General features: G+C 51.7%; 17 protein-coding genes and 1 tRNA gene. 6 read left to right on the top strand and 12 right to left on the bottom strand.

The window, feature by feature from the left end:
• Positions 1-2 precede the first annotated feature (2 nt).
• Both aroC and prmB read right to left on the bottom strand, forming a co-directional pair.
• Positions 3-1,088 carry a chorismate synthase gene (gene aroC / locus J4613_RS17195; protein ID WP_000918457.1) on the bottom strand — a complete coding sequence of 362 codons (1,086 nt, stop codon included), beginning with the start codon at positions 1,086-1,088 and terminating at the stop codon, positions 3-5.
• 35 nt (positions 1,089-1,123) lie between these two features.
• Positions 1,124-2,056, bottom strand: a complete 933-nt coding sequence (gene prmB, locus J4613_RS17190) for a 50S ribosomal protein L3 N(5)-glutamine methyltransferase (protein WP_058653401.1) — start codon at positions 2,054-2,056, stop codon at positions 1,124-1,126.
• A 165-nt stretch (positions 2,057-2,221) separates the two neighbouring features.
• Between prmB and smrB the strand changes: the two genes are divergently transcribed.
• Positions 2,222-2,773: an endonuclease SmrB gene (gene smrB, locus J4613_RS17185; RefSeq protein WP_000730794.1), complete on the top strand. Its 552-nt coding sequence runs from the start codon at positions 2,222-2,224 to the stop codon at positions 2,771-2,773.
• A 99-nt stretch (positions 2,774-2,872) separates the two neighbouring features.
• On the opposite strand, the gene sixA is transcribed toward smrB, so the two are convergent.
• The 4 genes from sixA to J4613_RS17165 all read right to left on the bottom strand — a co-directional run bounded on the left by sixA (position 2,873) and on the right by J4613_RS17165 (position 7,486).
• The gene (sixA, locus tag J4613_RS17180) at positions 2,873-3,358 is read right to left on the bottom strand and encodes a phosphohistidine phosphatase SixA (RefSeq protein WP_001195800.1); all 486 of its coding nucleotides are present in this window, start codon (positions 3,356-3,358) and stop codon (positions 2,873-2,875) included.
• Positions 3,359-3,566: 208 nt separating this feature from the next.
• Positions 3,567-5,714 carry a fatty acid oxidation complex subunit alpha FadJ gene (gene fadJ, locus J4613_RS17175; protein WP_198871431.1) on the bottom strand — a complete coding sequence of 716 codons (2,148 nt, stop codon included), beginning with the start codon at positions 5,712-5,714 and terminating at the stop codon, positions 3,567-3,569.
• A complete protein-coding gene (gene fadI / locus J4613_RS17170; RefSeq protein ID WP_001248128.1) occupies positions 5,714-7,024 on the bottom strand; it encodes an acetyl-CoA C-acyltransferase FadI in 1,311 nt (436 codons plus the stop codon). The genes fadJ and fadI overlap by 1 nt, the downstream gene beginning before the upstream one ends.
• Positions 7,025-7,201: 177 nt before the next feature.
• Entirely contained in the window at positions 7,202-7,486 is a 285-nt protein-coding gene (locus J4613_RS17165) for a YfcZ/YiiS family protein (protein WP_000030906.1), read from the bottom strand.
• Positions 7,487-7,856: 370 nt separating this feature from the next.
• Here J4613_RS17165 and fadL point away from each other — a divergent pair, with 370 nt between their 5' ends.
• A complete protein-coding gene (gene fadL, locus J4613_RS17160; RefSeq protein WP_001518618.1) occupies positions 7,857-9,164 on the top strand; it encodes a long-chain fatty acid transporter FadL in 1,308 nt (435 codons plus the stop codon).
• A gap of 60 nt (positions 9,165-9,224) precedes the next feature.
• Here the strand turns inward: fadL and mlaA are convergent, their stop codons facing one another.
• Positions 9,225-9,980: a phospholipid-binding lipoprotein MlaA gene (gene mlaA, locus J4613_RS17155; RefSeq protein WP_000776787.1), complete on the bottom strand. Its 756-nt coding sequence runs from the start codon at positions 9,978-9,980 to the stop codon at positions 9,225-9,227.
• A 288-nt stretch (positions 9,981-10,268) separates the two neighbouring features.
• Between mlaA and J4613_RS17150 the strand changes: the two genes are divergently transcribed.
• A complete protein-coding gene (locus J4613_RS17150; protein WP_000377779.1) occupies positions 10,269-11,210 on the top strand; it encodes a formate/nitrite transporter family protein in 942 nt (313 codons plus the stop codon).
• A gap of 75 nt (positions 11,211-11,285) precedes the next feature.
• A tRNA-Arg gene (locus J4613_RS17145) sits at positions 11,286-11,360 on the top strand.
• A gap of 156 nt (positions 11,361-11,516) precedes the next feature.
• On the opposite strand, the gene pgtE is transcribed toward J4613_RS17145, so the two are convergent.
• From pgtE to pgtC, 4 genes are all read right to left on the bottom strand, one after another.
• Positions 11,517-12,455, bottom strand: a complete 939-nt coding sequence (gene pgtE, locus J4613_RS17140; protein WP_058144996.1) for an omptin family outer membrane protease PgtE — start codon at positions 12,453-12,455, stop codon at positions 11,517-11,519.
• Positions 12,456-12,722: 267 nt separating this feature from the next.
• Positions 12,723-13,970, bottom strand: a complete 1,248-nt coding sequence (gene pgtA, locus J4613_RS17135; protein WP_000930842.1) for a two-component system response regulator PgtA — start codon at positions 13,968-13,970, stop codon at positions 12,723-12,725.
• Positions 13,960-15,966 (bottom strand): two-component system sensor histidine kinase PgtB, encoded by a 2,007-nt coding sequence (gene pgtB, locus J4613_RS17130; RefSeq protein ID WP_000678496.1) that lies wholly within the window; start codon positions 15,964-15,966, stop codon positions 13,960-13,962. Before pgtB ends, pgtA begins: the two co-directional genes overlap by 11 nt.
• Positions 15,963-17,156 (bottom strand): phosphoglycerate transport regulator PgtC, encoded by a 1,194-nt coding sequence (pgtC, locus tag J4613_RS17125; protein ID WP_000467983.1) that lies wholly within the window; start codon positions 17,154-17,156, stop codon positions 15,963-15,965. Before pgtC ends, pgtB begins: the two co-directional genes overlap by 4 nt.
• Positions 17,157-17,591: 435 nt before the next feature.
• Between pgtC and pgtP the strand changes: the two genes are divergently transcribed.
• The gene (pgtP, locus tag J4613_RS17120) at positions 17,592-18,983 is read left to right on the top strand and encodes a phosphoglycerate transporter PgtP (protein WP_111742273.1); all 1,392 of its coding nucleotides are present in this window, start codon (positions 17,592-17,594) and stop codon (positions 18,981-18,983) included.
• Between the two features lie 238 nt (positions 18,984-19,221).
• On the opposite strand, the gene J4613_RS17115 is transcribed toward pgtP, so the two are convergent.
• Positions 19,222-19,464 (bottom strand): YfdY family protein, encoded by a 243-nt coding sequence (locus tag J4613_RS17115; RefSeq protein WP_000639889.1) that lies wholly within the window; start codon positions 19,462-19,464, stop codon positions 19,222-19,224.
• A gap of 521 nt (positions 19,465-19,985) precedes the next feature.
• On the opposite strand from J4613_RS17115, the gene lpxP reads away from it, so the two are divergent.
• Positions 19,986-20,906, top strand: a complete 921-nt coding sequence (lpxP, locus tag J4613_RS17110; protein ID WP_000484431.1) for a kdo(2)-lipid IV(A) palmitoleoyltransferase — start codon at positions 19,986-19,988, stop codon at positions 20,904-20,906.
• The last annotated feature ends 356 nt before the right edge of the window (positions 20,907-21,262 follow it).

The raw sequence follows: 21,262 nt of genomic DNA, 5'->3' as shown, positions 1-21,262 counted from the left end.
TCTTACCAGCGTGGAATCTCTGTCTTTACATCCGCATTCTGTGCCCGATGGCGCAGCAGGTGATCCATCAGCACGATCGCCAGCATGGCTTCTGCGATCGGCACTGCGCGAATCCCCACACACGGATCGTGGCGCCCTTTGGTGATCATTTCGACTTCTTCACCCATCCGGTTGATCGTACGTCCCGGCACGGTAATGCTGGAGGTAGGCTTCAGCGCCATATGCGCCACAATGTGTTGCCCGCTACTGATGCCACCGAGGATGCCGCCAGCGTGGTTGCTCTGAAAACCCTGCGCCGTGATTTCATCGCGATTCTGGCTGCCGCGCAGCGCCACCACGTTAAATCCTTCGCCGATCTCCACGCCTTTCACCGCATTGATGCTCATCAGCGCATGGGCGATGTCCGCATCCAGTCGGTCAAATACCGGTTCGCCAAGCCCTGCCGGCACGCCGCTCGCCATCACCGTCACTTTCGCGCCGATGGAGTCACCCTCTTTTTTCAGCGCGCGCATCAGTTCGTCCAGCGCGTCAAGTTTGTCCGCATCGGGGCAAAAGAACGGATTAAGCTCAACCTGACGCCAGTCTTTAATCTCCAGCGGAATGTCGCCCATCTGGGTCAGGCAGCCGCGGATTTCGATGCCGAACTTTTCCGCCAGGTATTTCTTGGCAATCGCCCCTGCCGCTACGCGCATCGCGGTTTCACGCGCGGAAGAACGTCCACCGCCACGGTAATCGCGCAGGCCGTATTTCTGCTCATAGGTGTAATCCGCGTGTCCCGGACGAAAAACATCTTTAATCGCGCTGTAGTCCTGCGAGCGCTGATCGGTGTTTTCAATCAGCAGGCCAATGCTGGTGCCGGTCGTCACGCCATCAAACACGCCGGAGAGAATTTTTACCTGATCCGGTTCGCGGCGCTGGGTAGTATAGCGCGAGGTGCCGGGGCGGCGTCTGTCGAGATCGTGCTGCAGATCGGCCTCCGTTAACGGGATGCCGGGCGGCACGCCATCGACGATACACCCAAGCGCCAGCCCGTGTGATTCGCCGAAAGTGGTTACGCGAAAGAGTTGTCCAATTGTGTTTCCTGCCATCACGGCTCCGTTATCGTTGTTGTCGTTTGCGTGTTTTAATCTTTATAAATGTTGAAATGTTCACGGGCCGCGAGCAACTGCGCTTTGGTCAACATAAAGACGCCATCGCCGCCGTTGTCAAACTCCAGCCAGGTGAACGGCACATTCGGATACTGCTCCATCAGATGTACCATGCTGTTTCCGACTTCACAAATCAGAACGCCGTCATCGGACAGATAATCCGGCGCATTTCCCAGGATACGACGGGTCAATTTGAGGCCGTCAGTGCCGGACGCCAGCCCCAGCTCAGGTTCGTGGCGATATTCGTTCGGCAGATCGGACATATCCTCCGCATCGACATAAGGCGGGTTAGTGACAATCAGATCGTACTGAACTTTCGGCAGATCGCGGAACAGATCGGAACGGATTGGCGTCACGTGATGGATAAGACCGTGTTCTTCAATGTTATGCTCGGCGACAGCCAGCGCATCCGGCGAAATATCGACCGCATCAACCTCTACGTCCGGGAAAGCATAAGCACAGGCGATGGCGATGCAGCCGCTGCCGGTACACATATCCAGAATATATTTCGGCTGTTGGCTAATAAGGCCGGCGAAGTGGTTATTAATCAGCTCGCCAATGGGCGAACGCGGCACCAGCACGCGCTCATCGACATAAAATTCGTGGCCGCAGAACCAGGCTTTATTGGTCAGGTAGGCGACCGGGATACGCTCGTTAATGCGACGAATCACTCGCTCAACAATGCGGTGTTTTTCGCTGGACGTCAGCCGCGCGGTCCGCATATCTTCCGGAATATCCAGCGGCAGATAAAGAGACGGCAACACCAGTTGTACCGCTTCATCCCACGGGTTATCGGTACCGTGTCCATACCAGATATTCGCCGCGCTAAAGCGGCTTACCGCCCAGCGCAACATGTCCTGAATGGTATGCAGTTCACTTACTGCTTCATCGACGAAAATTTTATCCACGTATTCCTCCAGGGCATGCTCGCATTAAATTCGGCGGCTAGTTTGCCACGAAGACAGGGATAAATCAGCATTGACGCGGCGGGAGAATACGAAAAATCCGTTTTGACCGTTCGGATATCCTCCGGGTCGGGTAAACTAAGGCAAAAGATCAGACGAGACCCACGAATGAAAAAGAAAACATCGCTCAGCGAGGAGGACCAGGCGCTGTTCCGTCAGCTGATGGTCGGCACCCGAAAGATTAAACAGGATACTATCGTCCATCGGCCACTGCGCAAGAAAATCACGGAAGTCCCTACCCGAAGGTTAATTCAGGAACAGGCGGACGCCAGCCACTATTTTTCCGATGAGTTCCAGCCGCTGCTCAATACGGAAGGGCCGGTAAAGTATGTCCGTGAAGATGTCAGCCATTTCGAGCTAAAAAAAATGCGCCGCGGCGACTATTCGCCGGAACTGTTTCTGGATTTACACGGCTTAACGCAGCTTCAGGCCAAGCAGGAACTGGGGGCGCTGATTGCCGCCTGCCGTCGGGAACATATTTTTTGCGCCTGCGTCATGCATGGACACGGTAAACATATTCTGAAACAGCAAACGCCGTTATGGCTGGCGCAGCATCCGCATGTGATGGCCTTTCATCAGGCGCCGAAAGAGTACGGCGGCGACGCCGCGCTGCTGGTGTTGATTGAAGTGGAAGAGTGGCAACCGCCCGAATTACCCTGATGCGGAATTGCCGGATGGCGGCGCAAGCGCCTGATCCAGCCTACGAACAGCCAGCGCTGTCGTAGGCCTGATAAGCGAAGCGCCATCAGGCAGCAAAGATTAAATCGCTTTCGCCATTTTCAGATTGCAGGGACTCATTTGCCAGTTGAATGTCCCCTTGCCGCTTTCATCAAGCGTAACGTTGGCAATTGCGGACGTCGTGAACATCGGCGGCGTTTCGCCCGGACAAAGCTCAGATACCAGGTATCCGACCAGAGGTAAGTGAGAAATCACCAGCACCGATCCGATCTCTTCATTGGCCAGCGCCTGGAGGTAGGCGCTGACCAGACCGACATCGCCACAGGGCGTTAGCTCCGGCAGGACATCCACCTGAGCCGGCAGATTCATACAATCGCCGACCACATCTAACGTCTGTTCGGCCCGAAGAAACGGACTCACCAGAACACGTTCGATATCCACTTTTTGACCTTTCAGCCAGTTCGCCATCAGGCGAGACTCGTCACACCCACAAGGGGTCAAGGGACGAACCGAATCACTGGCGGCATCGAGGGCTGCGTCGCCGTGACGCATGATAAAAACTTGCATATTGCACCGCTTTTGTTAACCAGTTTCACCAACACGCTTACCACATGCCCCTATTGGCTGCGGCAAAAATGCGGTGGCCGGCATTGTGCCTTATCCATTCACTGAATGAAACGCTGTTTTTTACCTCAATGGCGTAAGTATAGTCAATCCTTGATTATTATTTCGCCACTAAGGAGGCATTCAGTGCGGATTCATATTCTCTTTGACCTCAATTTCCCTGGTCAGTTTCCCCATTCGTCCAGAAATGCTCCCTGCGCTCCGCCATGCGCACTAATTGTTCACAAGGCGCGTAACGAGGACCGTAAAGTGCGGCCAGGCGCTGTAATGTCGCCACCATTTCACCCGGCCCGAGAGCATCCATATAGCGGAACGGGCCACCGAGAAACGGCGGAAAACCGATACCAAACACGGCGCCGATATCGCCATCGCGCGCGCTGCGAATCACTTTTTCGTCGAAACAGCGCGCCGCTTCGTTAAGCATTAACATGACACAGCGCTCTGCCACCTGCTGCGCAGACAATCGACTCTGCCCTTGCACGCCAATAAGCTTATAAATAGCAGGGTCAACCTGTTTTTTGCTTTTACGCCCTTTTTCGCCATAAAGATAGAAACCGCGACCATTTTTTCTACCTTTGCGATCGTCATTCAAAATTGAAGCGACAACATTTGCAGGCGCGCTAAAACGTTCTCCATACGCCGCCTCAAGCACAGGAATAATTTTAGTGCCCGTGTCGATTCCTACCTCATCCAAAAGTTGGATTGGCCCCACCGGAAAACCAAATTTTACCAGGGCGGCGTCAATATGTTCGACGCGTTCGCCTTCAGTCAGCATCCGAATCGCCTCATTGATATACGGCGCAAGAATTCGGTTAACATAAAACCCGGCTTTATCACTGACGACTATCGGGGTTTTACCCTGTTTTTTCGCCAGCTTAACGGTCGTGGCGATGGTCTGCGCGGAAGTAGACGCATGAGGAATAACCTCAACCAGCGGCATTTTTTCGACCGGGCTAAAAAAGTGCAATCCAATCACCTGTTCCGGTCTGGCCGCATTCGCCGCAATATCGCCAATCGGCAGGGAAGAAGTATTGGAGGCAAAAATGGTGTGAGCAGCGCAATTTTGCTCCACTTCCGCCACCATCTGTTGTTTTAACGGCAGATCTTCAAACACCGCTTCAATGACCAGATCACGATGACTGAAACCACGGTAATCGGTCGAACCTGATATCAACGCCAACTGTTTATCGCGTTCGCTGGCTTTGATATGGCGGCGGCGTACTTTTGTTTCAAGCAGATCCCAGCTGTACTTCAGAGCATGATTGATCCCCTGAGTATTTATATCCTTAATTCGTACTGGCAAGCCGCCTTTACAGGCCGTAACCCAGGCGATACCGCCGCCCATTAACCCGCCGCCTAAGATGCCCACGCTGTTCAGCGGGCCGGGCGGCGCATCGCTACCGGGATCTTTTTTCACCTCGGTACTGGCAAAGAAAATAGCGCGCAGCGCCTGCGATTGCGGCGTCATCGCCAGCTCGCCGAAAGCGCGCGCTTCCGCGTCATAGCCGCTACTGCTGCCCTGCGCCAGTCCAGTTTCAATCACATCAATGATCCGCTCCGTCGCCGGATAATTACCCTGCGTTTTTTGCGCCGTCTTTTTACGCACCAGGCGAAATAACAGCGCGCGTCCCAACGGCCCCGCCAGGATACGTTCCCGGACCGGTAATGTCCGCTGCGCCAGACGTTCTTTTTTAGCCAGCTCGACAGCCGCTTCCAGTAAAATGGTTTGCGGCACCACATCATCAACCAGCCCGGCTTTAAGCGCCTGTCTGGCGCGAAGCTGTTTACCTGTCAGGATCATATCCAGCGCGGTACTGACCCCCACCAGCCGTGGAAGTCGCTGCGTTCCGCCCGATCCCGGTAAAAGCCCTAACTGTACCTCCGGCAGTCCGAGAACGGTTTTAACGTCGTCGGTACAGATACGCCGATGGCAGGCCAGCGCCATTTCAAGGCCGCCCCCCAGACAGGCGCCATGAATGGCAGCGATAACCGGAACAGGCAACGCCTGGATCTCCGCCATCAGTTGTTGCCCCTGACGCGCCAGCGTTTCCGCTTCCTGCGCGTTTTGGCAGTGACCTATCATGTTGATATCAGCGCCAGCAATAAAGTTATCTGCTTTGGCTGAGATAAAAACAATGCCCTGCAACGCTTTATTTTCCCGGATCTGCTTCAGGATGGCGCGTACCTGCGCGGCAAACTCCGCTTTCAGGGTGTTCACCTTTTCTCCAGGGACATCAATAGCGACAACCGCGACATTATCCAGACGCACGTTAAGCATAAAAGCTGATGTGGTAGTCATTATTCCGCCTCCAGAACCATCGCCGCGCCAAGACCGCCAGCCGCGCAGGCCGTGACCAGGCCAAAACCTCCGCCCCGACGCCGTAATTCATGCAACGTTTGGGTTATCATCCGCGCGCCCGTTGCGGCAAAAGGATGCCCGTAGGCGATTGAGCCGCCGAGCACGTTGAATTTAGCGTCATCCACCTCCCCTGTCGCCTGCGCACGACCAAGCACCTCACGGGCAAATCGTTCGCTGCCCAGCAGTTGTAAGTTCGCCAGAGTCTGGGCGGCAAACGCTTCATGCATGTCAAAAAGCGTCAGATCGGCCATCGTCAACCCGGCCCGCTCCAGCGCCAGCGGCGTTGACCAGGCCGGCCCCAATAGCATGTCCTGCCAGACATCAATAGCGGTAAAGGCGTAGCTGCGCAGATAACCAAGCGGGCGCAGCCCCAGCTCTTTAGCGCGGGATTCGGTCATCATAATAACGGCGGCAGCGCCGTCGGTCAGCGGTGTACTGTTGGCGGCGGTTACGGAGCCATGTTTTCGGTCAAAAGCGGGACGCAGTTTAGCGTAGTCCGCCAGCGTGGAGGCGCCGCGAATGTTGTTGTCTTCTGCAAAGGGGTTTTTATACGGCGGCACATAGGTCGTCATCACTTCTTCCGCCAGTTTACCCTCCGCCCATGCCTGCGCGGCGCGCTGATGTGAACGATGCGCCAGTGCGTCCTGCTGTTCACGCGTAATACCATACGTTTTCGCCATCTGTTCGGCGGTATCGCCCATGCGCAGACCGGTGGAATACTCAGCAACGGCGGGAGGCACGGGCAGCAGGTCGCGTAAGCGCAGACGAGAAAAAAGCGTCAGCCGTTGGCGGGTCGTCCGGGCTTTATTGACATCAACCAGTACCCGCGCCAGGGCTTTACTCACGCCTATTGGCAGTACCGACGACGAATCTGCGCCGCCAGCGATACCCGCGCGTATCGTGCCGGCCATCAGGCTTTCCGCCACATTCGCTACCGCCTGAAAACTGGTGGCGCAGGCGCGGCTTACGCTATAGGCATCGGTATGAACATTCATTCCCGTACCCAGCACAATTTCGCGCGCAATATTGGGGGCTTCCGGCATTTGTACTACCTGACCAAAAACCAGTTGCTCAATGGCATCGGCTGGAATTTCACTGCGCGCCAGCAGCTCGCCTACCACCATCTTGCCGAGATCAACAGCGGGAATACCATGAAATGCAGTGGCCTGACGAGCGAAGGGGGTTCGTAACCCACTGACAATAGCAATGCGATCGCCCTGACGGGTGACCAACGGTAAAGCCTGACGCATAGTACTCCCCTGTAAAAAAATAAATTAGTGGTCTGACCTGATCACAGTCTTAACCAATTTTTTACATTTAGCCAAGCAGAGAGAAAAGAAAGTGGGAGCTAAGGCACAGTGAAGGGAAACGACAAAAAAAGAAAACGCCTCCGCCAGATGATGACGGAGGCGTCGTGAATGAACGGATTAACGCAGGCCGAGCTGGAAGATCAGCGTTTCTGCTTCGCAGGCGAAAACAAAATCAATATCCAGACGAACGCCTTCGGATTCCTCGGTAAAGGTTGGCGTAATTTGGCAAGGCTCAGACTCCACGCTACGCGCTTTTTCGGTTAACGCCGCCAGCGTCCCTTCAGCCTCTGCGCGGGTAGCGAATACGCGGCTGTATGACGCGGTGCAATCGGAGTTGTCCATGATGGTTCCAACATCCATACAGCAGCAAACCGGGGTTTCATCAGCACTGCATTTACTCATTGTAGATTTCCTCTGTATTTGCACCCAGGGTGCCAGATAAACGATGGGGATATTTTACGCTCCCGGCATTCGCCTCTCCAGTCGTTAATGGTGGGAAACGCGTTAAGTGACCGAAATCACACTTAAAAATGATCTAAAACAAAAATCGCGCGATCGGGTGACCGTTAAGCCCGCCGATTTTGCCAGCCAGATCTCGTTTCTAAGATCACAATTGAAAAAACTTATAAACATACTTGCAACATTCTAGCTGGTCAGACCTATACTCTCGCCACTGGTCTGATTTCTAAGTCGTACCGCAGACCCTACACTTCGCGCTCCTGTTACAGCATGTAACATAGTTTGTATAAAAATAATCAATGAGGTTATGGTCATGAGCCAGAAAACCCTGTTTACAAAGTCTGCTCTCGCAGTCGCAGTGGCAATCATCTCCACCCAGGCCTGGTCTGCAGGCTTTCAGTTAAACGAATTTTCTTCCTCTGGCCTTGGCCGGGCCTATTCGGGTGAAGGCGCAATCGCAGATGATGCGGGTAACGTTAGCCGCAACCCGGCGTTAATTACCATGTTTGACCGCCCGACGTTTTCAGCGGGCGCGGTTTATATTGATCCTGATGTTAATATTAGCGGGACATCGCCATCTCGTCGGACGTTAGATGCGGATAACATCGCGCCGACGGCCTGGGTGCCGAACGTCCATTTTGTCGCCCCGATTAACGACCAGTTTGGCTGGGGGGCTTCTATTACCTCTAACTATGGTCTGGCGACAGAGTTTAACGACACATACGCCGGCGGCTCGGTTGGCGGTACGACCGATCTTGAAACCATGAACCTGAATTTAAGCGGCGCTTATCGCTTAAATGAGGCCTGGAGCTTCGGCCTCGGCTTTGATGCGGTATACGCGCGTGCAAAAATCGAACGTTTTGCGGGCGATTTAGGTCAGTTGGTCGCGGCACAGAATCCGGCGCTGGCGCCGGTCGCGGGTCAGATTCCCAGCGACACCAAGATTGCCCACCTGAACGGTAATCAGTGGGGCTTTGGCTGGAATGCCGGTATCCTTTATGAACTGGATAAAAATAACCGCTACGCGCTGACCTACCGCTCGGAAGTCAAAATTGACTTTAAAGGCAACTACAGTAGCGATCTTCCCATCGCTATAAACCGATTTAACCTGCCTATCCCAACGGCAACCGGCGGCGCGACGCAGTCAGGCTACCTGACGCTGAATCTGCCGGAAATGTGGGAAGTGTCCGGTTATAACCGTGTGGCGCCACAGTGGGCCATCCACTATAGCCTGGCCTATACCAGCTGGAGCCAGTTCCAGGAATTGAAGGCAAAATCGACCGCCGGCGATACGCTCTTTGAGAAGCATGAAGGCTTTAAAGACGCTTATCGCATTGCGTTGGGTACCACCTATTACTACGATGACAACTGGACGTTCCGTACCGGTATCGCCTTCGATGACAGCCCGGTACCAGCGCAAAACCGTTCTATCTCTATTCCGGACCAGGACCGTTTCTGGCTGAGCGCCGGTACGACTTACGCCTTTAACAAAGATGCGTCTGTCGACGTTGGCGTCTCTTATATGCATGGTCAGAGCGTGAAAATTAATGAAGGCCCTTATCAGTTTGAATCTGAAGGGAAAGCCTGGCTGTTCGGTACTAACTTTAACTACGCGTTCTAATCTCTTTCTGAAACGGATCAAAAAGGTGAGCATTGCGCTCACCTTTTTATTTACTGCCGTTTATTCCGAGTCGATCTCTTTGAGTTCGTCCTGAATCGCCTGCGCGTTCGGGTTTTCCTGCGGCTTGAGTTTTCCGCCATTGGCGATAAAGTCATGACGCTGGAAGTACGCCTCGCGCACCATAATATAAGGATCGGAAGACTGGCGCAGCAAACCATCGGAGTCCAGCAACTGCGCGCGGGTTTCTATCCCTTCGATAGTCCATTTTCCTATGGACATTGGCCAGGTCAACCACGAGAGCACCGGATACAAGGTATCCGCCATATCCCCGCCATCTTCACGCAGCGTGAAGCTGCCGTAGAACGGAAGTTGCATATAAGGCCCATACCCCACGCCATAATGGCCCAGCGTACTGCCAAAGCGATGCGGTTCAACGCGCTGCAGCTTAGGATTCGCCATTCCCGCGACGTCAATAAAGCCGCCCATCCCTAATAAGGTGTTCAGGAAGAAACGGGTGAAATGCACCATACCCTGATAAGGATCGCCCTGCAGGAAATAGTTCACCATGATCGCCGGTTCTTCGAGGTTGCCGGTGAAATTACTTAAACCGTTACGCGCAGGCTGTGGAACATAATCACGCCAGGCGACCGCGACCGGCCGAACAACATACGGGTCCAGCACATTAAAGTTGAAGTTGTACATGGTGCGGTTAAACCCTTCAAATGGGTCTGAACGCCCCTGCTGTTCTGTACCGGAACTCGCACACCCGACCAGCAGTGTGGTTCCCAGCGCCAGCGCCGACAGGCGAAGCTTCATAGATGTCTCCCTGTGAATTATGGCTATCGCTGATTGCCATCCATGACGGAACGCTACCGTATCCGCCTGTTTAGGTGTGAGCGATTTTAACAGCACGTCAAACGATGTCTATATGCGCGATCTCATTGCTCTGAGCATAGCCTGGTAACGCAACAACGTGACGGCCCTATTCTAACGAAACAGATAAAAACGAGCGTGATCATTTTTATTTTTTCGGAGAATGCCCCGGCCTGGGTAAATGAAAAACCGCTACGCTTTATTAATATGTGTTAATCAGCAGAGATCATCATGGATAGCCTTAACGACGATAAAATTAACCGGCAAAGCAGTGACCTGGAAGTTGAAAGCGAAGAAAAACAAAGCGGTAAAGAGATTGAAGTGGATGAAGATCGTCTTCCTTCCCGCGCCATGGCGATTCATGAACATATTCGCCAGGATGGTGAAAAAGAGATGGAACGCGATGCGATGGCTTTGCTCTGGTCAGCCATTGCCGCAGGACTTTCTATGGGGGCATCACTCCTGGCGAAAGGAATTTTCCACGTGCAGCTTGAAGGCGTTCCCGGCGGCTTTTTACTGGAAAATCTCGGCTATACCTTTGGTTTTATCATTGTCATCATGGCCCGCCAGCAATTATTTACTGAAAATACCGTTACTGCCGTATTGCCGGTAATGCAAAATCCCACTCTGAGTAACGTTGGCCTGCTGATGCGCTTATGGGGCGTAGTCTTATTGGGCAACCTTATTGGCACCGGGGTTGCGGCGTGGGCATTTGAATATATGCCTATATTTGATGAAGAGACCCGCGACGCCTTTGTCAAAATTGGTATGGAGGTCATGAAAAATAGCCCAACGGAGATGTTTGCCAACGCGATTATCTCTGGCTGGATCATCGCCACAATGGTATGGATGTTTCCTGCTGCAGGCGGGGCAAAGATTGTGGTCATTATTTTGATGACCTGGCTTATCGCGCTGGGCGATACCACCCATATTGTCGTCGGTTCCGTTGAAATTTTGTATTTGGTTTTCAACGGCACGCTGCCCTGGAGCGACTTTCTCTGGCCCTTCGCCCTTCCCACACTTGCCGGAAATATCTGCGGCGGCACTTTTATTTTCGCATTAATGAGCCACGCGCAGATCCGCAACGATATGAGCAATAAACGTAAGGAAGAAGCGAGGCTACGCGGCGAGCGCCTGGAACGGGAGCGGAAAAAAGCGGAAAAACAGCGCTGAGTGGCGACGGTTTAACCAGTCAGGCGGCGCTACACTTACTCCGGCGAATAAAAAACGCTATACTGGCGCCGCGTTGTCCCCTTAGTTAAATGGATATAACGAGCCCCTCCTAAGGGCTAGTTGCAGGTTCGATTCCTGCAGGGGACACCATTGATACCCAGGACATTCTCTTCTTGCTGCATAACCTTTCGAGCGGTTCCCCTTTCATGTTACTTTTATTGCCCCTATGCAATATCACCGGACATGCCATACGCTCAGCAAAAAGTCGTCATCGGCCGGTTATGACCGATGACATGCTGATGTGGTCTAGAAGCGGTACTGCAACCCCGCGGTAACCGTATAGTTATTATTAGCTATACCTGCGGCATCGCCACCAAAATACGCCGTATCACCGCTGGTTTTATCTATGATTTGCGTACCGCCCTTACCTTCTTCATATTTACTGTAAGCAAACTCAGCAAAGATTTTTGCATTACTGGTAATATAATATCCGGCGTCAATAGACGCGCCATAATATCGTGAATTTTCCGTTTTTTCACGGAAGGTAAGTTTGCGCATGTAGTGTTCGTCATTATCATGCGCATTTACCCAGTCGCTGTATTTAAACAGTACATTACACTCAAAGTCATTAATACGATAATCACCCGCCAGCCCGATATAGGGCATTTCGAAACGCTGGCTATAACCTATGCCGCGCACGCCATGAGGAAAGTTACCAATATACCGACCATTATCATAAATATAAGACCCGCCTCTTGCCGTCCAGCTAAAACGGGTTTCCTGATAGCCCGCTGTCACGCCCGCCTTGTAGTTATCGCCCTGCAATAACCAACCTTTCACATTCAAATCGTATTCATTAGCATAGTTGGCGCTGGTGTCCGGATGAATTGAACGATCGGTCCAGCCTGGCTGCTCACTGCTCATCCAGTCATGGTCAACCATATGACCCGATCCCGACGCCAAAGATGTCCAGCCGCGGGCGTCCAGCGTCATGAACGAATAGGGTTCCCATGATAAATCCCCCTGCAACGTGGCGACATTTTTTATTTTCCAGTCCAGTTGACTAATCTTCCGCCCGGTGTCGGTATCATAAACCAGCTCCCTGGATTTACCATTTAACACTCCCACGGAAAGGGATGTCGTGACGCTATCAGGAGAGACGTCCGGAATAAATAAGGTAGACTCCGCATAAACCGACTCAGAAAATATGGCGATCATCATTACTGCAATAGCATGTTTTTTCATTTCTCTTGTCCTCATATTCAGATGTAATCTGGAGAGGTGATGAAGTTTTCATCTTGTCAAATCGTCGGACAAGAGTACATTTATTACGCCAGAGAACTTGACGCATTTTTACCTTATATTGAAGTTAAGAAATAGAATTTGATGCTCAGGTGAATAATAAGCAATCTATAATCATAATGGAATGATTTACCATTACGGTGATGTGACGTTATCTGGCTAACGACATCGTTGCTGTTGTTGTCAGCCAGATTGAAAGTAACTGTAATATCAGAATTTATAATGTTCTTTACTTAGACCATATTTTTTCATGCGCAGATAAAGTTTTTTACGGGGAATTTGCAGATACTCCGCCACTTCATTAATTCGTCCCTGATGAATATTTAATGCTTCGGTAATAATTTGTCGCTCATACTCTTCAACGCGCCGGTCAAGCGGGCTCGGCTCCTGAAGAAGCAACTGCGGGTTGACCGTTTCCGCCAGCGGCAGCACGCCAACAGCAAAAAGTTCTGCCGCATTAGCCAGTTCGCGCACATTGCTTGGCCAGGCGCGTCGCATTATTCCTTTCAGTAATTCCCCCGCTATTTCCGGCACTGGATGATTGAGTCGCAGGCAGGCTTTTCGAAGATAATGGCGAAATAACGGCTCGATATCATCCGGTCGCTGAGAAAGAGACTGGCAGGCGATTTGGGTCATGGCGAAACAGTAGTAAAGCTCGGCTGCAATCTGGTTAGCTGCCGCCTGCTCCACCAGCGAAGCGCTGCCAACGCCCACCAAACGAAAAGGCCGATGCTCCAGGCTTTGTAAACGCGCCAGATGGTGCTGCTGTTCGCGTGTCAGATATTCGGGATGACTCAACACCAGCGTGCCTCCTTGCGCCTGGTCGATGAATGTCTCCAACTGCCCGGCATTCTCCGGCGTAAGTTCATAGCGTACAAACGGCCCTTTCGCGTTACGCCCCAGTTGATGGAGATAACGGGCGCCAGTCATACGTCCAGTGCCATGCTCACCGTAAAACCATACGGCAATGTCCGTTTCCGCCAGTTGTTGTAACCGTTGTCGAAACTGATTCATCCACTCGCTGCGCCCAATCAGTTCAACCTGTAACGTCTGCTGGCAATATTGCCGCCGTGCAATGACCGACCGGCGCTGGCGTAGCGCGTCTTCAATTAATATCAACAGCTTGCCCGGATCGACGGGTTTTTGCAGAAAATCCCAGGCGCCCTTTTTCACCGCATCAACCGCCATCGGTACATCGCCATGTCCGGTAATCAATAAGATTGGCAGTTGATCGTCATCCTGATGAAACAGCGTCATCAGATCGATACCGGAACACCCCGGCATACACACATCGCTCAAAACGATCCCCTCCCAATCCGCTTTTACCCACTCTTTGGCCTCGAAAGGATGGGTAAAGCCACGCACGCGGTAGCCTGCCTGCTCAAGCATTTGGGTATAGGCGTCAAGTACATCAACGTCATCATCAATCAGCAAAATAGAACATTCATCATTCAACATCATCGACATCCGTTACCGAGAATTGCAGCACCACGCAAGCGTTACGCGTCAGCGTCGACGCCAGACGCAGGTCGCCCTTCATTTGCGCCATCAGCGACACGCTAATCGACAGCCCAATACCCAACCCGACAGCTTTACTGGTGGTAAACGGCTTGAGTAAAGAGGGCAACAGCGCCACAGGCCAGCCAGGGCCGTTATCTGCAATATAAACCTCCAGCGCCTCTCCCTGCGTCTGCCACGTCACCGCGATCACCGCATCATGCGAACAGGCGTCAAGCGCATTCGCCAGCACATTCACCAGAACCTGCTGAATACGCACTTCATCGCCGCTAACCCATACGGTGTCGGTTGGCAGTGAAAGCGCTCCCTGCCGGGATTGGTGGCGCATGGCTAATAACTCCCATGCCGCCACAAAGGTTTGGCGCAGATCAACGGGATACAATGGCGTTTCCAGCTCCGCCCGACGGGTAAACTGCCGCAGCGAACGGATAATGGCGTCAATCCGGTTAATGAGCCCTTCCGCTTTGGTGAGCGTATTTCTCGCCTGTCCGCTCTGACCTTGTTCAATCGCGCGTCCCGCCGTAAATAAATACATTGAAAGCGCATTCAGCGGCTGGTTAATTTCATGCGCCAGCGTGGTCATGGTCTGGCCGACTACCGCCAGTTTCGCCGTCTGAATCAACTCATCCTGCATGGCGCGCAGGTCGGCTTCTATCTCTTTGCGCTCGGCGACCTCTTGTTCAAGCTGCCTGCGTTGCATATTGAGCTGGCCCAGCGTATGACGTAGCAAACGGGCTATCCGTCCTAGCTCATCGCGCCCGTAAACCGGGATAGTCGAGTCGGTTCTCCCCAGCCCTATCTGTACCACAGCCTGATTAAGCGCGGTAAAACGCTTTACCAGCCGGGAACGGATAAAATAGTGGTTGAGTCCCCAGGCCAGCAGCAACGCCAGGAGCGTCGCCACTAAAATAAGCCCGCCGCTAACGCGAACAATCTGTTCCAGGCGTTGATTGAACGTCTGCATTTGCTGGTGACTACTACCTAACTGCGCCTCAAGCAGCGTGCGAAAGCGCCCTAGCGTAGCCTCTCTGGCGCGGCTGGCGTCCAGTAAGGCTTTTTGCGCCGCAACATAATCGCGCATGGTATCGGGCATCTTATTTTTTACCATCCCGATTTCCAATAGTTCGTCGATGGTTTGCCGCAGCGTGATCGTACTGGGCCAGTCATCCAGCGCACGAATATTCTCATCCGCCGTTTTTTTTAGGTTTTCCAGATAACGAATATGGGTCTCCACCAGCATCCCGTCATTATTGCCGGACTTGAGCTCATTCAATCTGTCGCGCAGGTCGTCAACAATCTGATTTTCAATTCGCGCCAGGGTATATACCTGCTGCTGCTCGTTCTGCACCTCGCGCGAACGTTGCAAATACTGTGCTGCATCGCCCTGATTCGCCTCAATTTGATCGAGTAGCGTCCCTTGCTGCCAGGTAAAATCCTGTACCAGCGAATTTAGCTCCGTGGTGAAATCATCATGGAGCCAGTCGATGCGAGCGGAAAGCTCACTGACTTTCTCCCGCACCAAAAACATGTTGTAGAGGGCGTTGTCCAGCTCCGCCAGCAAGGTCCGGCTATCCTGTAAAATGACGGCCAGTTGCCGGCGCTCAGCAAGCTGAAGCCCCTGACTGAGACGCTCAATCTTATCCAGATGCTGAATAATCTGCGTACGTAACTGCAAACGTACCGTCGTGTTCGGCGCCAGCAAAAATTCATTGAGTTGATCCACGGCCAGATTCAGGTTCCCCTCAATTAAAAAAGCGGAGTGGATGCGAGGAAAATATTCATCAAGCGAATAGCGAACCTGCGAACTTTGCTCATGCCAGGAATAAAGGCTGACCATACTGACAATCAGCGTCAGTAATGCGCCCGTTAAAAATGCGCCCCGTAAACTGTTGCTGATACTGAGCTGACGAAGCCGTTGCAATAATCTCCCCTTCATTTCAGCTCTTCCAGTTTGTGAATCGCCAGCCGCTGATTGTTCAGAAACCAGATCTGCCACTCCATCATTTTTTGTTCGGCAAAGCTTTTATTATCAAACTGCGCCAGCCAGGTTTCATCCTCACTGCTTGCCGCATCCACCGGGACGCTGGTCAATAAGGCTCTGATTTCAGGTAAGGGGCGTTTAAGCCGCGTTTCTGCGCTGTGCAACGCTCGCCATGCATCTTTAAGCTGCGCGAGACGAAAACTGATCGCGGTATCAAACATGCGTTGTACCAGTTGCTGACGCTTCAGGATCAGACGATAGTTCAACGGCGGCTGGGCCATCAAACGCTGTTGTTGCGCGGCGCGAGGATTATCGGCGCTAAGCGGTGCGACGGGATACTTACCGGTATTCGCGTCAGCCAGTATCCTTTGCCCTTTCGGACTTAATAAGTAATGAATAAAAGCACGCGCTTCGTCTGCATGACGGCTGTTTTTTAACACCGCGACGTAAGTGGGCGACACCGCAGAATACGGGAAATAGGTAAAAGCAAGATTAGGATCGTTAAGTAGCAAATTAGCATAGTTATCAATGACCGGCCCGGCAACGCCAAGCCCGCTTTTAATTTTATCCGCTACGCCGAAACTGCGAGAGGAAATCGTGACCAGATTACCCGAGATTGCCAGCAGCGTTGCCCATCCTGCCGTCCAGCCTTTTTGCTGCAACAGCGACTCCACCATCAAATGATTCGTGTCTGAGCGTGACGGACTGCTCATTAATAGAGCGCCCTGGTAACTGGGCAGGCCCATATCCTGCCAGTCGGCAGGCGGCGGAAGATGGCGCGCAGCGAGCGCTGAACGGTTGATCAATAGCCCAAATCCGGATACCGCTACCGCCACTGAAGTTGAGCGGATAGAACGCGGCACCAGCTTCTGGCTGGCGGCAGGCGCGCTATCCAATAGCGCCAGCTTTTGGTGCTCCTGAAGGTGTTGCAACAGCATGGGGGATGACGTCAGGATCAGATCGACATTTTCCGCATTCGCCGTATCAAGTAATTGCTCTAAAGAACCGCTGGTACGGTTGAGCGTACGAATCATGACGGAACCCGGCTCCGTCTGCCAGCGCTGGATAATCCAGGCGGTCGCGCTGGGTGAAAAGGTCGTTGCCATCACCAGCTCGCGGCTGTACGCCTGGCAAGAACCGAACATTGCCGCCAGCCATAGCGTAAAAGCGCCCACTCTGGCGAAACGACTACAGCATGAGAAAAGTCGATTTGTGATCCCGTTCATAAATATCGATATCACATAAAGAAAATATTGAGACAAAACTTACCCTTTTATTTCTGTTGGCATCCAGAACAACGTTATTTGAATAATAACGGGTCCGTCGCCCGAAAACATCAATAAAGCGTATCAGATCACTGGCAGCAAATTTGTTAATATCCGCACATGCTAACGATAAAACGGCCATGCCAATAATTAAAGTTTCACCACACCCTTCAGGATGGGTCAAAAATAACCTTTAAATTCACCCAATTGAGTCAATTTTGACACATTTCTTCGACTTGAATTTTATTGTCACTCCTTTCACTCTACCGACAAAACCTCCTGATGTTCATCTCACTATAAAATACAGGTGACTCCATGTTAACAATATTAAAAACAGGGCAATCGGCGCATAAAGTCCCACCGGAAAAAGTCCAGGCTACGTATGGTCGATATCGTATACAGGCATTGTTAAGCGTATTTCTGGGATATCTCGCTTACTATATAGTCAGAAACAACTTCACATTATCGACGCCTTATTTAAAAGAGCAATTGGATCTCAGCGCTACGCAAATCGGCCTGCTGAGTAGCTGTATGCTTATTGCTTACGGAATCAGTAAAGGCGTAATGAGCAGTCTGGCGGATAAAGCCAGCCCAAAAGTCTTCATGGCGTGCGGTCTGGTACTCTGCGCGATTGTTAACGTTGGGCTGGGATTCAGTAGCGCATTCTGGATATTTGCCGCTCTGGTGGTCTTCAATGGCCTTTTTCAGGGCATGGGCGTCGGCCCCTCGTTTATTACCATTGCAAACTGGTTCCCTCGTCGGGAGCGCGGACGCGTAGGCGCCTTCTGGAATATCTCGCATAACGTTGGCGGCGGGATCGTCGCGCCTATCGTCGGTGCGGCTTTTGCGATATTGGGCAGCGAACACTGGCAAAGCGCCAGTTATATCGTTCCGGCCTGCGTCGCCGTCATTTTTGCCTTAATTGTTCTGGTCTTGGGAAAAGGTTCGCCGCGCGAAGAAGGTCTTCCCTCCCTGGAACAGATGATGCCGGAAGAAAAAGTCATACTGAAAACGAAGAATACGGCAAAAGCGCCGGAAAATATGAGCGCATGGCAAATCTTCTGTACTTATGTGCTGCGCAATAAAAATGCCTGGTATATTTCGCTGGTCGATGTCTTCGTCTATATGGTGCGGTTTGGCATGATTAGCTGGTTGCCTATCTATCTGTTGACAGTAAAACACTTTTCAAAAGAACAGATGAGCGTCGCGTTTCTCTTTTTCGAGTGGGCGGCGATTCCCTCCACGCTACTGGCAGGCTGGCTGTCAGATAAACTGTTTAAGGGCCGCAGAATGCCGTTAGCCATGATTTGCATGGCGCTGATTTTTGTCTGTCTGATCGGATACTGGAAAAGTGAATCTTTGCTGATGGTAACGATTTTCGCCGCCATTGTAGGTTGTCTGATTTACGTCCCACAGTTCCTCGCGTCCGTACAGACAATGGAGATAGTCCCCAGCTTTGCCGTAGGTTCCGCCGTCGGATTACGTGGGTTCATGAGCTATATTTTCGGCGCCTCGTTGGGCACCAGCCTGTTTGGCGTCATGGTGGATAAACTGGGCTGGTACGGCGGATTTTATCTTCTGATGGGCGGCATCGGGTGCTGCATTCTATTCTGTTACCTCTCCCATCGCGGCGCGCTGGAACTGGAACGCCAGCGCCAGAATGCGTTACATAATCAGGACTCACTGCAGCTTGCGGACGCGCAATAAACGATTAGCCTTCCCGGGGAACAGAAGCGCCGACATTGTCGGCGCTATCTATTCGCTGACATCGTGTATACCAAAAATAATTCTAGTTGCTTAAAAGCGGCAAGGGAGTGAGTCCCCGGGAGCATAGATAACGATGTGACTGGGGTGAGCGACGTCCCGTCAGGGCGAGGCCCATGAATGGGCCGAGTAATCCATAGCCAACACATCAGCAACTTGAAGTATGAAGGGTATGTACTGACTAACGCTTACCGTATCCCACCATAAAGCGAATAATTAACCCACATGCCGGTGCGAGAAAAAGCAATAATCCGCTAACGATGTCATCGCCATCCTGCAGCCATACATTGAGTAAATAAATCAGCGCGGCAAGGATAACCATTCCCGTAAAAGAAGAAACCGCAGAAAAAGCCCCCATCACCTGACCGATATAGCCACTCACGGCAAGTATACTTATTGCAAGAAATGTCCATAAATAGATCATCTATAATACCTCCTGTCTATGGCAAGGCTTCCATATAGCCTTACGGTCCCTCTCACTTCTCCTTTAAGATAAACCTTATCAGCCCGTCATTTCCATAACATTTATCTCACATTTTATTTTTTTAATCATTTTTCAATGACCTTCGTCTGAAATAAAATTATCACTGTAAAAACAATGCATTAAAAATAATGATTAGCTTATTTTTGCTACGGGAGAAATATTTACGCTTCTTGATAAAGAATTTCTGGGCGCGAGTAAATAACTGGTGGTACATTAGCCTGCCTGGCGTTCATGCCCTCGTGGTTTAGTACTGACTTAGTTTTACACTCCTTACGGGAACCATTGTCGTACATGATGGCCTAACTATACGTAAATCATTCAAGTTACCCTGATGAGCTTACTCAAGTAAGTGCTTCGGATAAGCGAACGCAACTTGAAGGATGATGCGTATTTCAGAGTGTACCGCTGCGGATAATGACTCTTCTGCGATACATTATTTTCGTATCTACAGAAGGTATTTTATGTTTCCTCAAAGCAAATTTTCACGCGCGTTTTTGCACCCGCGCTACTGGTTGACGTGGTTTGGTGTTGGCGTCCTCTGGTTACTGGTGCAGCTTCCCTACCCGGTTTTGCGTTTTCTGGGCACCCGCACCGGTAAGCTGGCGCGCCCCTTCCTGAAGCGACGTGAGTCGATCGCTCAGAAAAATATTGAACTCTGTTTTCCGACCCTCTCCCGGGAAGAAAGGGAAAAACTGATCGCCGAGAATTTCCACTCTCTTGGCATGGCGCTGCTTGAAACGGGCATGGCCTGGTTCTGGCCTGATAGCCGGGTTCGCAAATGGTTTGATGTGGACGGGCTGGACAACCTTACCCGTGCGCAGGCGCAAAATCGCGGCGTAATGGTCGTTGGCGTGCATTTTATGTCGCTGGAATTGGGAGGCCGGGTAATGGGTCTCTGCCAGCCGATGATGGCGACCTATCGTCCGCATAACAATCCGCTCATGGAGTGGGTGCAGACGCGCGGTCGTATGCGCTCAAATAAAGCGATGATCGGCAGAAACAATCTGCGCGGCATTGTGGGCGCGCTAAAAAAAGGGGAAGCCGTTTGGTTTGCTCCCGACCAGGACTACGGCCCTAAAGGCAGCTCCTTTGCGCCATTTTTCGCGGTTGAAAACGTCGCCACCACCAACGGCACCTATGTACTGTCCAGGCTGTCTGGCGCCGCCATGTTGACCGTTACAATGGTAAGGAAATCCGATAACTCGGGTTATCGTCTGTATATTACCCCTGAAATGGAAGGTTACCCGGCAGATGAAAATCAAGCCGCTGCCTATATGAATAAAATTATTGAGAAAGAGATCATGCGCGCCCCGGAGCAATATCTCTGGATTCATCGCCGTTTCAAGACTCGCCCGCTGGGGGAAGCGTCACTCTACATCTGAAAAAGGCCGCAAGGCCTTTTATTTTGTCATTTCGCATTGCCATAATATTCACATCGTAAATTACTCATTCCTGCTTTTAGCGATAAGTCTCCTGTTTACAGGCGATTTTTTACTGTGTCGGCGGCGTCGCTCAATAGCGATTCATCACTGTCAGAAATTAAACTGTCGCCGATTCCCGACACTTGTAAGTTACTAAAAGTAAATAAGAAAATGCCTCTTGTTTCACCTCATTTTTAGGCGTACATTAGCGCCGTCTGGAGCGATGACGCGCAGAATTCTGAGGTGATGCAGGCGGTCAAAACACGAATAATTCTCAATTTCGTATTGTCCGGCATCAACTCTCTATAATCAGGTAA

It is taken from the genome of Salmonella sp. 32020114201800008SM (assembly GCF_017572025.1).
Classification (GTDB): Bacteria; Pseudomonadota; Gammaproteobacteria; order Enterobacterales; family Enterobacteriaceae; genus Salmonella; species Salmonella enterica.
Note: the sequence above shows the minus strand (reverse complement) of the source record. Positions and strands in the feature narration are given on the sequence as shown.